Here is a 12,575-nt window from a genome sequence, read left to right on the forward strand (position 1 = left end):
TGGGTGTCCGTCGCGATGTCCATGGTGCTGCCGTCTCCTTGCGGTGAGCGTCCGATATAGGGGCCGGCGGGCGGGATCGCAAATCGCGGTTTCCGGACCTGTCGTTGCGGTGGCGCTTGCGATCGGCGTCGGCCATGCGGATTTGAAAGCAAGAGCCGGAGTTTCACGGTCCTGACGGAGGCCTATCCCATCGCTCACCAGATCGATGGAGCATTTGAGATGCAGATCGCATTCGAGACCGAGAGCGCCCGCTGGGCCGCATTGGCCGCCCGCGACGCCGCCGCCGACGGCGCGTTCTTCTATTCCGTGCGCACCACGGGCGTGTACTGCCGGCCCTCCTGCGCCGCGCGGCCGGCGCGGCCGGAGAACGTCGCCTTCCACGCCACCACCGAAGACGCCGAAGCCGCGGGTTTTCGCCCCTGCAAGCGCTGCAAGCCCGACCAGGCGCCGCTGGCGCAGCGCAACGCCGAGGCCGTCGCCGCCGCCTGCCGGCTGATCGAGAGCGCCGAAGAGGCGCCGGGCCTGGAAGTCCTGGCCGCAGAGGCGGGCATGAGCCCGTTCCACTTCCACCGGATCTTCAAGTCGGTGACCGGCGTGACGCCCAAGGCCTATGCCGATGCGCGGCGCGCCGAGCGGGTCCGCCGGGCGCTGAGCGAGACCGGCACCATCACCGAAGCGATCTACGACGCCGGCTTCAATTCCGGCGGCCGCTTCTACGAGCAGTCGGACAAGGTGCTGGGCATGACCCCGACCCGGTTCCGCGCCGGCGGGCAGGCCGCGCAGATCCGCTTCGCGGTCGGCGAGTGCTCGCTCGGCTCGATCCTGGTCGCGGCCACGGACAAGGGCGTCTGCGCCATCTTGTTCGGCGATGATCCGGACGAGCTGCTGCGCGACCTACAGGACCGCTTCGACAAGGCCGAGCTGATCGGCGGCGATGCGGCGTTCGAGGCGCTGGTCGCCCAGGTCGTCGGCTTCGTCGAGCAACCGCGGCTCGGCCTCGACCTGCCGCTCGACGTGCGCGGCACGGCGTTCCAGCAGCGGGTCTGGCAGGCGCTGGCCGAGATCCCGGCCGGCGAAACCGCCAGCTATGCGGACGTCGCGGCGAAGATCGGCAAGCCCACGGCGGTCCGCGCTGTAGCCCAGGCCTGCGCGGCCAACGCCCTGGCGGTGGCCATTCCCTGCCACCGGGCGGTGCGCAACGACGGGGCGCTGTCGGGCTATCGCTGGGGCGTCGAGCGCAAGCGCGCGCTGCTGGATCGCGAGGCCGCGGCGTGAGCGCCCTGGCCTCCATCCCGACCGGCGAAGGGCGCCTGGCGTCCTTCGACTGGCCCCAGGTCGAGCGCGACCTCGACGCGCAGGGCTCGGCGCTGTTGCCCGGCCTGCTGACGCCGGACGAGTGCGCGTCGATCGCCGGCCTCTATGGCCGCGAGGACGGCTTTCGCAGCCGGGTGGTGATGAGCCGCCACGGGTTCGGGCGCGGCGAGTACCGGTACTTCGCCTACCCCCTGCCCCCTCTGGTCGGCGGTTTGCGGACCCGGCTCTATCCGCGCCTGGTCCCGATCGCCAATCGCTGGAACGAGACGATGGGGATCGCGGTGCGCTACCCCGACGACCACGCCGCGTTCCTGCAGCGTTGCCACGAGGCGGGGCAACAGCGGCCCACGCCGCTGCTGCTGCAGTACGGGCCCGGCGACTACAACTGCCTGCATCAGGACCTCTACGGCGAGCACGTCTTCCCGCTGCAGCTCGCCGTGCTGCTGTCGGAGCCGGGCCGCGACTTCACCGGCGGCGAGTTCGTGCTGACCGAACAGCGGCCGCGCATGCAGTCGCGAGCCGAGGTCGCGCCGCTGTGTCAGGGCGACGGCCTGATCTTCGCGGTCCACCACCGGCCGGTGCGCGGAACGCGCGGCAGCTACCGGGTCGTCATGCGCCACGGCGTCAGCCAGCTGCGCAGCGGCCAGCGCCACACCCTGGGCGTGATCTTTCACGACGCCGCCTGAAAATCAGGCGCTCGCCTGCGGGCCCGCAACTGAGGCTTGCGCAGACTCCCCGGAATGCTGAAGGTTCGGGCCTTCAAGTTTCGGGGAGTGGCGTTGGTGTTCAAGTTTGGTCTTCCGCTCGCGGTCCTGCTCGCGAGCGCTTCGCCGGTTCTGGCCCAGGCCCCCAAGGTCAAGCCCGAGACCAAGATCCTGCACGAGAACCTGATCGTGCTGGACACCCACTTCGACACGCCGGCCAACGAGGCCAATCCCAGCTTCGATATCCGCGCCCGCAACAAGGTCGAGGACGGCAGCCAGGTCGACTATCCGCGGATGGTCGAGGGCGGCGTCGACGGCGGCTTCTTCGTGGTGTTCACCCCGCAGGGCGCCAACACCAAGGAGGGCAACATCGCCGCGCGCGACCACGCCCTGCTGCGGACCATGGTGATCCACGAGATGGTCGCCAAGAACCACGACATCTTCGCCCTGGCGACCAAGGCCGACGAGGCCGCGACGATCAGCCAGAGCGGCAAGCGCTTCGTCTACATCAGCATGGAGAACGGCTCGCCGGTGGCTGGCGACCTGACGCTGATGAAGACCTTCTACGACATGGGCGTGCGGATGATCTCTCCCGTCCACTTCGCCAACAACGACCTGGCCGACAGCGCCACCGACCCCAAGGGCCCGATCCACGGCGGTCTGTCGGCGGAGGGCAAGCAGTTCGTGGCCGAGGCCAACCGCCTGGGCATGCTGCTCGACGCCAGCCACGCCTCCGACCAGGTGCTGGACCAGATGCTGGACCTGTCGAAGGCGCCGATCATCCTGTCGCACTCGGGCGCCAAGGCGATCTACAACCACCCGCGCAACGCGCCCGACGACCTGCTGCGCAAGCTGGCCGCCAAGGGCGGCGTCATCCAGATCAACGCCTTCTCCGGCTACATGAAGGACATGCCGGACATTCCGGAGCGCCGGGCGGCGCTGACGGAGCTCAACAAGACCTGGGGCCCGGTCCGCGACATCCCGGCCGACAAGCGCGAAGCCTATCGCGCCGCGCGCAACGCCATCGAGGCCAAGTACCCGATCGCGCGCGCCAACATGGACGACCTGATGAAGCACATCCAGCACGCGGCCCAGGTCGCCGGAAAGGCCCACATCGGCGTCTCCGGCGACTTCGACGGCGGCGGCGGCATCGAGGGCTTCGACGACATCACCTACTTCCCGGCCCTCACCGAGCGGCTGGTCGCGGCGGGCTGGACCAAGGACGAGCTGGCCGGCTTCTGGGGCGGCAACGCCCTGCGGGTGCTGAAGCAGGCCGACGAGCTCAAGGCCAAATAGCCGCCGCTTGCCTGACGCGGCGGCGGCGGGCGCAGGCTCCTTCGAAAGTTCGGAGGGCCTGCGATGTACGAACACCTCGACCTGCGCCAGGACGGCGACGTCGTCTGGGCGACCATGAACCGGCCCGAGCGGCTGAACGCCCTGAACCGCAAGCTGGTCGAGGAGCTGCGCGACTTCTTCGTCGGGCTCTATTGGCGGCGCGACGTGCGGGTGGTGGTGCTGTGCGGCGCCGGCGGGGCGTTCTGCGCCGGGCTGGACCTCAAGGAGCGCAACACCGCCGCGCCGGGCGGCCGCTCGGTCGGCGCCAGCCTGACCGGCCAGCGGCAGATCAGCGAGATCGTCATCGCCATGCGCCGCTGCCCGCAGCCGATCATCGCCTGCGTCGACGGCGCGGCCAGCGGCGGCGGCTTCGCCCTGGCCCTGGCCAGCGACGTGCGGATCGCCACCCCGAAGACCCGCATGAACGCCGCCTTCATCCGCATCGGGCTGTCGGCCTGCGACATCGGGGTCAGCTACTTCCTGCCGCGGATGGTCGGCTCGTCGGTGGCGGCCGAGTTCATGCTGACCGGCCGCTTCATCGACGCCGAGCGCGCCTACCAGCTGGGCCTGGTCAGCCGGGTGGTCGCGCCGGAGGCGATGCAGGCCGAGGCGCAGAGCTTCGCCGCCGACATGCTGCACGCCACGCCGCTAGGCCTGCGCCTGACCAAGGAGGCGCTGAACCACGCCATCGACGCCCAGGGCCTGGAAGCGGCCATCGCCATGGAGGACCGCAACCAGATCCTCGCCAGCCTGGACGGCGACTTCGGCGAAGGCGTCGCCGCCTTCCTGGAAAAGCGCCCGCCCCGCTACGAGCGGCGCGAGGGCTAGCTACTCGCGGTCAAGCTCGTCGAGCAGCCGGCGTAGGCGAGCCTTCTCCTCGTCCGACAGCGCCTGGCGGTGGGCGAAGTGCGCGACCATCGGGGCCAGTTCGCCGCCGAACAGGCGGTCGAGCAGGCCTTGGCTCTCGGCGGTCACGTACTCGTCGCGAGCCACCAGCGGAGCGTAGAGCGTGCGGCCGTCCTGCTTGCGTGAGGCGATCGCGCCCTTCTTGAGCAGGCGATTGACCAGCGTCTTGACCGTCGCCTCGCCCCAGCCCTGGGCCGGGGCCACGGCCTTGACCAGTTCGTCGGGGGTCAGCGGGCCGCCGGACCAGAGCGCCTCCATCACCTGGCGCTCGGCCTCGGTGATGCCGATCACGCCGCCAGCCGGCGCAGACGCGCGTCGAGGTCCTGGTGGCAGATGACCGCCAGGGCCGACGCCGCCAATCCCAGCATGACCTGGAACATCGCCTCGGCGTAGCCCGGGGCCAGCACGGCCATGGCCGGGGTCGGCCGCACGTTGGCCAAGCCCATGAAGCCACTGACCAGGGTGAAGGACGCGCCGAACAGGCCCAGCAGCAGCGCCCCGACCCACATGCCCTTCAGATAGCGCAGGCCGCCCACCGAACGGCTCGGTTGCGCCGACAGCGATCGGCCGAACCCCAGCGCCCACAGCGCGACCGCCGCCACGCCCATGACCATCAGGACCAGCATGACGCCCTGGTTCAGGCGCGAGGCGTCGAGAAACACCTGGGCGAAGTTCAGCCGCTCGAACTCCGGCACGACGACCGGGTTCATGGGATCGGGCTGCGGAATGACCGTCGTCTGCATCGCTTCCTCCAAATTACGTTTGTAGTTCGCAATTGGATTACACGTGTAAATCGACTCGTCAAGCCTGGGCCACGCCGATGGCTAGACGCAGACCACCCCCGACCGCGCCTCGGTGTAGGCCCCGCCCAGATAGGCCACCTCGCCGTTGACCAGCACCGCGTCGATGCCGCGGGCGTCGCGGACGTAGCGCATCCCCTCGCCCGGCATGTCGAACACCGGGCGCTCCTCAGCCCGGTCGATGGTCTGCGGGTCGAAGACCACGATGTCGGCGGCGTGGCCCGGCGTCAGCCGCCCGCGGCCCTTCAGGCCCCAGATGTCGGCGGTCTCGGCGGTGATCTTGCGGACCGCATGCTCCAGGCTCATCAGCCCCTTGCGGACGAACTCGCTGAACAGATAGCCGGTGTCGCCATAGGTCGAGAACGAGGCGATGTGGGCGCCGCCGTCGCTGGCCCCGATGTGGACCAGCGGGTGAGCCAGCATCGGGCCGATGCGGTCGGTGGCCTCGTGGCCCATGTCGGCCGCCAGAAACGCTACATCCAGGCCGTGGGCCAGCGAGATGTCGATCAGCGCCTGGGCCGGGACCTGGCCGCGTTCGGCGGCGATCTCGCCCAGGGTGCGGCCGACCATCTCCGCCGGCGCGGCGTCGCCGCCGCGGACGATCAGACCGCCCATCATCCGCTGGCCGCCGTCGGGGCCGAGGTCCTCGACCATCTTGGCCACCGTCTCGGGATCGGTCAGCGAGTGGAGCCGCGCCTCCAGCGGCTGGCGCAGCACCCGCACCCAGCGCGGCAGCCGCGCGAAGAACAGGCTGGGCCGCAGCAGCGAGAAGCTGATGTCGATCGGCCGGGTCTGCATCTGCGGCCAGACCCGCGCGCCGCGGGCGAACTGTTCCTCGACCCGGGCCAGGATCCGCGGGGCGTTGTCCGGGGTCGAGGTGTTGTCGAACACCGGCGAGAAGGTGGTCGGAATGGCGTGCTTGAGCGACAGCTCGGACAGCTGGTCGATGCGGGCGATGGTGATGTCGACGTCGTAGAATTCCGGCACGCACTGGAGCATGCGGCCGAACTCGCCGAGCACCGCCGACAGCGCGTCCAGTTCGGCGAAGTCGGCGAAGCGGCTGGGCACCGGCCGGCCGTGCTCGTCGAGATCGACGAAGCTGGTCGAGAGGCCGACGGCGCCGGCCTGCAGGCACTCGCGCAGGACCGCCTGCATGGCGGCGGTCTCTTCAGCCGTCGCCGTGCGCTGCTGGGCCGCCTCGCCCATCACCCACAGGCGGATGACGCTGTGGCCGACCAGCGGCGCGACATTGATCGACAAGTTGCGGGCGATGGCGTCGCGATAGCCGGCGAAGTCCTCCCAGCTCCAGTCGAAGGCCTGGGTGAAGGCTTCGGGCGGCATCTCCTCGATCTGCTGGAACATCCCCACGACCTTGGGGCGGTCGGCGGCCTTCAGCGGCGCCAGCGACAGTGAGCAGTTGCCCGGCACGATGCAGGTGACTCCGTGCTCCAGAGCTGGGCGCGCCGCGCCGTCCCACAGCAGCTGGACATCGAAGTGAGTGTGCGGATCGATGAAGCCCGGGGCGATGACCCGCCCGCCGGCGTCGATCTCGCGCCGGGCCGGACCGGACACCTCGCCGACCGCGGCGATCAGGCCGTCCTTCACCGCCACGTCGCCCTTGAAGGCCTTGTCGCCGGACCCGTCGACCACGAGCCCGTTACGCACGATCACGTCGAACATGTTTCCTCCAGCAGCTTGCGCCAGGAATGCCCGGCCAGCTCATCCAGGTGCGCCGCCCCGCAGGCGGCCATCAGCTCCAGGCCTTTCTCGGCCTCCAACACCAGCACGCCCTCGCCGCCGTTCGGATAGCGCAGGCGCAAGACCAGTTCGGCCGAGCCGTCATGCCCGGCGGCGATCTCCGCTCCGGCGATCACGGCCTCGGCGCTCATCGCCGCGGCGGCTCCACGAACACCACGTCGCTGCCGAGGATCAGACCGGCCGGCTTGCGCATGGCGAAGATGTGGAGGTTCCAACTGCGGATCTGGTCGACGGCGCTGTCCAGCGGCTCGTCAGGCAGCGCCCTGGCGGCGAGGTCCTGCACGCTCTCGCCCGCCATCGGGGTCACGAAGCGCCGCTGTCTGGTGAGTTCCATGGGCATCCTCCGTCGTTCTTTGGACGAAAGCGTGCTCGGCCCTCCGCCGCGTAAGTCGAGCGGAAATCATGGCCCTGCTGACAAGACTGGTGACAGGTTTGTGCGGTCCGCGCGCTAGAACCTGCCGGTGATATCGCCGCAGCGGGTTTGTTCCCCTAACGTTCCCGTGTTATCGGTGAGTCTCGGAACTACATTGGACGGGAGCCGCTGAGGGCATCAGCGGCTGCAAGCGTTTTCCGGAAAAACATGGCCGAACAGCTCAACTTCATCCGTGTCCGCGGCGCCCGCGAGCACAATCTGAAAGACGTCAGCGTCGACATTCCGCGCGGCGAACTCGTCGTGCTGACCGGGCTCTCAGGCTCGGGCAAGAGCTCGCTGGCGTTCGATACGATCTACGCCGAGGGCCAGCGCCGCTATGTCGAGAGCCTCTCGGCCTATGCGCGTCAGTTCCTCGAACTGATGAGCAAGCCGGACGTGGACCTGATCGAAGGTCTCTCCCCGGCGATCTCGATCGAGCAGAAGACCACCAGCCGCAATCCGCGCTCGACCGTCGGCACGGTGACCGAGATCCACGACTACATGCGCCTGCTGTGGGCGCGGGTCGGGATCCCGTACTCGCCGGCCACCGGCCTGCCGATCGAGAGCCAGACCGTCAGCCAGATGGTCGACAAACTGACCGCCCTGCCCGACGGCGAGCGGATCTACCTGCTGGCCCCCGTGGTGCGCGGCCGCAAGGGCGAGTACCGCAAGGAAATCGCCGAGTGGCAGAAGGCCGGCTTCCAGCGGCTGAAGATCGACGGCGAGTTCTATCCGATCGAGGACGCCCCGGCGCTCGACAAGAAGTTCAAGCACGACATCGACGTGGTCGTGGACCGCCTGGTCACCAAGGGCGGGATGGAGACGCGCTACGCCGACAGCCTGGAGACCGCGCTGCGGCTGGCCGACGGCATCGCCACCGCCGAGTGGGCCGACACGGCCGAGGGCGAGAGCGAACCCAAGCGGCTGATCTTCTCCGAGAAGTTCGCCTGCCCGGTCTCGGGCTTCACGATCAGCGAGATCGAGCCGCGGCTGTTCTCGTTCAACAACCCCTATGGCGCCTGCCCCGTCTGCGACGGCCTGGGGGCCAAGCTGGCCTTCGACCCGGACCTGATCACGCCCGACAAGGACAAGACCCTGCACAAGGGCGCGATCGCGCCCTGGGCCAAGGGGCCTTCGCCGCTCTACACCCAGACCCTGCAGGCGCTGGCCGCGCACTACGGGTTTTCGATGGACATGCCGTGGTGGAAGCTGCCCGAGGGCGCCAAGACCGTGGTGCTGTACGGATCGGGCAGCGAGAAGATCAAGTTCGTCTATGACGACAACGCCCGTAAGTACGAGGTCAACAAGACCTTCGAGGGCGTGCTGCCAAACCTGGAGCGCCGCTGGCGCGAGACGGATTCGTCCTGGGTGCGCGAGGAACTCGGCCGCTATCAGTCCGAGACCCCCTGCGAGGCCTGCAACGGCTACCGCCTGAAGCCCGAAGCGCTGGCCGTGAAGATCGACGGCAAGCACATCGGCGAGGTCAGCCGCCTGTCGATCCGCCACGCCGGCGAATGGTTCACCGACCTCGAGAACCATCTGACCGAAAAGCAGATGGAGATCGCCCGGCGGATCCTGAAGGAGATCAACGACCGCCTGCGGTTCCTGGTCAATGTCGGGCTCGACTACCTCAACATGAGCCGCGCCTCGGGCACGCTGTCGGGCGGCGAGAGCCAGCGCATCCGGCTGGCCAGCCAGATCGGCTCGGGCCTGACCGGCGTGCTGTACGTGCTGGACGAGCCGTCGATCGGCCTGCACCAGCGCGACAACACCCGGCTGCTGGAGAGCCTGAAGGGCCTGCGCGACCTCGGCAACTCGGTCTTGGTGGTCGAGCATGACGAAGAGGCGATCATGACCGCCGACTACGTCATCGACATGGGCCCGGCCGCCGGCGTCCATGGCGGCGAGATCGTGGCCGAAGGCACGCCCCAGCAGGTGATGGACAATCCCAGCAGCATCACCGGCCAGTACCTGTCGGGCGTCCGCGAGATCGAGATCCCGGAGGACCGCCGGCCGATCTCGAAGAAGAAGGTGCTGCGCGTCGTCGGGGCCACCGGCAACAACCTGAAGAACGTGACGGCGGAGATCCCGGTCGGGACCTTCACCTGCATTACCGGCGTGTCCGGCGGCGGCAAGTCGACCTTCACGATCGAGACGCTCTACAAGGCCGCGGCCCGGCGGCTGCACAACGCCTCGGACGCCCCGGCCCCGCACGACAAGATCGAGGGGCTGGAGAACTTCGACAAGGTCATCGACATCGACCAGTCGCCGATCGGGCGCACGCCGCGTTCGAACCCGGCGACCTACACCGGCGCCTTCCAGCCGATCCGCGACTGGTTCGCCGGCCTGCCGGAGTCCAAGGCCCGCGGCTACGGCCCTGGCCGGTTCAGCTTCAACGTCAAGGGCGGCCGCTGCGAGGCCTGCCAGGGCGACGGGCTGATCAAGATCGAGATGCACTTCCTGCCCGACGTCTACGTCACCTGCGACGTCTGCCACGGCAAGCGCTACAACCGCGAAACGCTCGAGGTGCTGTTCAAGGGCAAGTCGATCTCCGACGTCCTGGACATGACCGTCGAAGAGGCGGCCGACTTCTTCAAGGCTGTGCCGACCGTGCGCGACAAGATGGAGACGCTGAAGCGCGTCGGCCTGGGCTACGTCCAGGTCGGGCAGTCGGCGACGACGCTGTCGGGCGGCGAGGCCCAGCGGGTGAAGCTCAGCAAGGAGCTGTCGCGGCGGGCGACCGGCAAGACGCTCTACATCCTCGACGAGCCGACGACCGGCCTGCACTTCGAGGACGTCAAGAAGCTGCTCGAGGTGCTGCACGAGTTGGCCGACCAGGGCAACACCATGGTCGTCATCGAGCATAACCTCGACGTCGTGAAGACTGCTGACTGGATCGTCGACTTCGGCCCCGAGGGCGGCGACGGCGGCGGCGAGATCGTCGCCCAGGGCAGCCCCGAGCAGGTCGCGGCCAGCCCCAAGAGCTGGACCGGGCGCTACCTGGCCGAGATCCTCGAAAAGCACGACAAGCGCCGCAACGAGCGGCGGGCGAAGCTGCGGGCCTAACGACCGCCGAACAGCGGCAGGGTGTCGGGGGCCAGCGCGCCCTCGATCTCCAGCATGCGCAGCTTGGTGTCGGCGCCGCCGGGAGCCGAGAAGCCGCCCTTGCGGCCTCCGGCCGCCAGGATGCGGTGGCATGGCACCACGATCGGCCAGGGGTTGGCGCCCAGCGCCTGGCCTACGGCGCGCGACAGGCTGACGTCGCCCAGTCGGCGCGCAATGTCCCCGTAGGTAAGGGTCTGGCCCGGCGGGATCGCTCGGGCGATGGCGTAGACCTGCGCCGCCAGCGGCGCGATCGCCCCGTCGTCGAGCCCCACTTCCAGCAGATCGCGTTTTTCCCCCCGCAGCAGCGCCTGCATCCCGGCGATGGCCTCGGCCACAGCGGGCGGCGGCTCGCGCTCCTCCGCTTCCGGATGGCGGCGGGCCATGCGCGCGCGGGGATCGCCGCCTTCGCTCAGCGGCAGCATCACGCCCGTGAGGCCGCGGGCGTTCCAGGCCGCGCCGCAGACGCCGATGGCGGTGTCGAACAGGGCGAAGCCATCACTCATGGGTCGATCCTAGCACCGGGCCCTCCCCGTCGCTCGCGGCTTTCGGACTCTCACGTCACGGGGTTCGATGAGGCTTGCATTCAAACGCGCGTTCGAAATAGCCTCGCTCCCATATTTTAGCGATTAGGGAGCGACCCAATGAAACTTTACGGCGCGCCGATGCCGGCGCCGAACCCCCGCCGCGTGCGCATCTTCCTGGCCGAGAAGGGCGTTGACCTGCCCGAGACGCCGGTCAACATGATGAAGCGCGAGCACAAGTCTGCAGACTTCCGGGCCAAGAACTCGATGGGCCAGTTGCCGGCCCTCGAGCTGGACGACGGAACCTGCATCTCCGAGACCGTGGCCATCTGCCGCTACTTCGAAGAGACCCACCCCGAGCCGCCGCTGTTCGGCCGTACCGCCGTCGAGAAGGCGCTGGTCGACCAGTGGATCCGCCGCGTCGAGTTTGCGGTGATGATGCCGGTGGGCAACTTCTGGCGCCACGCGCACCCCTACACGGCCGCGCTGCTGACCCAGTTCAAGGACTTCGGCGAGTCGAACAAGGAGACCTATCAGGGCGCCCAGAAGTATCTGGACCGCGAGCTTGAAGGCCGCGAGTTCCTGGTCGGCGACAGCTACACCATGGCGGACATCTGCCTGCTCTCGACCGTCGACTTCGCCGAATGGATCGGCCTGCCGGTCGAGGACGAGTTCGCCAACCTCAAGGCCTGGCGCGAGCGGGTGAAGGCCCGGCCGAGCGCTGACGCCTAGGCGTCAGCCGCCTTGGTGAGCCCCCGATACGCCACGGCGGCGGGGGCGATCACCACGGCGTAGTAGATCGCGGTCAGCCAGCCCGAGACCAGCAGGTAGAGCACCGTGGTCAGGGTGAAGTAGGACTGCACGGACGTACTGTCCGGGCTGAACATCTTGCCCGCGGCCTGGAGGTCGCCGCCCTTGGCGATGGCGACCGCGGCCGCGAAAATCACCAGCACCAGCAGCGACATGGCGATGATGCCGCAGATCGCCAGGACATAGGCGCCGGTCAGCTTCCAGAACTGTCCCTTGGTCAGCCGCCAGGAGTCGAAGATCGCCAGGCGGTGCTCGGCGAAGGTGATGGCCGGAGCCAGCGACAGCCGCACGGCGGTGTAGAACAGGACGCCCAGGATAAAGAACTCGATGACGATGCCCATCATCGCGCCTGCCCCCTGACCGGCCAGCATCATCACCAAGGCCGCGATGAGACCGGCGACCAGCACCGCGGCGATGACCGCGGCGAGCGCCAGCAGGAAGTAGACGAACGTCAGCAGGGCGAGCCGGACCTCGTCCATGCCGAGCTTGAGAAAGGCGAAGCCGCGATCCTCGGGACGCAGGGTCACACGATAGACCGCCGCCGCCATCAGGCACTGGAACAGCAGGCCGAAGATCATCATCGGGAACAGCACCGTGACCATCTGGCCCAGCGCGGCAGGGTCGGGCGTGTCGGCCGGCCCCGCCTCGAGCAGGGCGCTGGCCTCGCGGCCGGCGGTGGTCAGGTAGATCGCGCTGCAGATGCTGACGAGGAAGCACAGCACCGCCCAGACAAGGACCGTCCTCGGGCGTTCGCGCGTCAGTCGGAAACCCTCGAAAGCGGCGTCAGTCGCCGAAAACGCGCTCATCTCAATCCTCTGGCCGAGCCGTCGTCTAAACGAGTCGGCCGCTATTTGGCTGCGGATTCTGGTGGGCGAGGTCAACCTTCGCAAGGCCCCGCTCGCGAAGTGTT

General features: G+C 68.7%; 13 protein-coding genes. 6 read left to right on the plus strand and 7 right to left on the minus strand.

The genetic code is table 11. The annotated features are described in order from the left end of the window. Window positions 1-219 precede the first annotated feature (219 nt). The 4 genes from ada to ACSQ2H_RS12870 all read left to right on the plus strand — a co-directional run bounded on the left by ada (window position 220) and on the right by ACSQ2H_RS12870 (window position 4,181). A complete protein-coding gene (gene ada / locus ACSQ2H_RS12855; protein ID WP_436061781.1) occupies window positions 220-1,275 on the plus strand; it encodes a bifunctional DNA-binding transcriptional regulator/O6-methylguanine-DNA methyltransferase Ada in 1,056 nt (351 codons plus the stop codon). Beyond that, window positions 1,272-2,000 carry a 2OG-Fe(II) oxygenase gene (locus ACSQ2H_RS12860; protein ID WP_436061782.1) on the plus strand — a complete coding sequence of 243 codons (729 nt, stop codon included), beginning with the start codon at window positions 1,272-1,274 and terminating at the stop codon, window positions 1,998-2,000. Before ada ends, ACSQ2H_RS12860 begins: the two co-directional genes overlap by 4 nt. 96 nt (window positions 2,001-2,096) lie before the next feature. Further along, window positions 2,097-3,314, plus strand: coding sequence for a dipeptidase (locus ACSQ2H_RS12865; protein WP_436061783.1), 1,218 nt, complete (start codon window positions 2,097-2,099; stop codon window positions 3,312-3,314). 63 nt (window positions 3,315-3,377) lie between these two features. Further along, entirely contained in the window at window positions 3,378-4,181 is an 804-nt protein-coding gene (locus tag ACSQ2H_RS12870; RefSeq protein ID WP_436061784.1) for an enoyl-CoA hydratase/isomerase family protein, read from the plus strand. Here the strand turns inward: ACSQ2H_RS12870 and ACSQ2H_RS12875 are convergent, their stop codons facing one another. The 5 genes from ACSQ2H_RS12875 to ACSQ2H_RS12895 form a co-directional block, all read right to left on the minus strand. Beyond that, a complete protein-coding gene (locus ACSQ2H_RS12875) occupies window positions 4,182-4,547 on the minus strand; it encodes a BlaI/MecI/CopY family transcriptional regulator (protein WP_436063572.1) in 366 nt (121 codons plus the stop codon). Beyond that, entirely contained in the window at window positions 4,547-5,002 is a 456-nt protein-coding gene (locus ACSQ2H_RS12880) for a MotA/TolQ/ExbB proton channel family protein (protein ID WP_436061785.1), read from the minus strand. The genes ACSQ2H_RS12875 and ACSQ2H_RS12880 overlap by 1 nt, the downstream gene beginning before the upstream one ends. 81 nt (window positions 5,003-5,083) lie before the next feature. Continuing rightward, window positions 5,084-6,739: an N-acyl-D-amino-acid deacylase family protein gene (locus ACSQ2H_RS12885; protein WP_436061786.1), complete on the minus strand. Its 1,656-nt coding sequence runs from the start codon at window positions 6,737-6,739 to the stop codon at window positions 5,084-5,086. Then, window positions 6,727-6,948, minus strand: coding sequence for a hypothetical protein (locus ACSQ2H_RS12890; protein WP_436061787.1), 222 nt, complete (start codon window positions 6,946-6,948; stop codon window positions 6,727-6,729). The genes ACSQ2H_RS12885 and ACSQ2H_RS12890 overlap by 13 nt, the downstream gene beginning before the upstream one ends. Continuing rightward, a complete protein-coding gene (locus ACSQ2H_RS12895) occupies window positions 6,945-7,151 on the minus strand; it encodes a hypothetical protein (protein WP_436061788.1) in 207 nt (68 codons plus the stop codon). The genes ACSQ2H_RS12890 and ACSQ2H_RS12895 overlap by 4 nt, the downstream gene beginning before the upstream one ends. Window positions 7,152-7,397: 246 nt before the next feature. On the opposite strand from ACSQ2H_RS12895, the gene uvrA reads away from it, so the two are divergent. Beyond that, window positions 7,398-10,295 (plus strand): excinuclease ABC subunit UvrA, encoded by a 2,898-nt coding sequence (uvrA, locus tag ACSQ2H_RS12900; RefSeq protein ID WP_436061789.1) that lies wholly within the window; start codon window positions 7,398-7,400, stop codon window positions 10,293-10,295. On the opposite strand, the gene ACSQ2H_RS12905 is transcribed toward uvrA, so the two are convergent. Beyond that, window positions 10,292-10,837 carry a methylated-DNA--[protein]-cysteine S-methyltransferase gene (locus ACSQ2H_RS12905; RefSeq protein ID WP_436061790.1) on the minus strand — a complete coding sequence of 182 codons (546 nt, stop codon included), beginning with the start codon at window positions 10,835-10,837 and terminating at the stop codon, window positions 10,292-10,294. The two genes, uvrA and ACSQ2H_RS12905, sit on opposite strands and share 4 nt — an antisense overlap. A 138-nt stretch (window positions 10,838-10,975) precedes the next feature. Here ACSQ2H_RS12905 and ACSQ2H_RS12910 point away from each other — a divergent pair, with 138 nt between their 5' ends. Further along, entirely contained in the window at window positions 10,976-11,587 is a 612-nt protein-coding gene (locus tag ACSQ2H_RS12910; protein ID WP_436061791.1) for a glutathione S-transferase family protein, read from the plus strand. On the opposite strand, the gene ACSQ2H_RS12915 is transcribed toward ACSQ2H_RS12910, so the two are convergent. After that, a complete protein-coding gene (locus ACSQ2H_RS12915) occupies window positions 11,584-12,471 on the minus strand; it encodes a hypothetical protein (RefSeq protein WP_436061792.1) in 888 nt (295 codons plus the stop codon). The genes ACSQ2H_RS12910 and ACSQ2H_RS12915 overlap by 4 nt on opposite strands. Window positions 12,472-12,575: the final 104 nt, after the last annotated feature.

Source organism: Phenylobacterium sp. LjRoot97 (assembly GCF_964254345.1).
Taxonomy (GTDB): domain Bacteria; phylum Pseudomonadota; class Alphaproteobacteria; order Caulobacterales; family Caulobacteraceae; genus Phenylobacterium.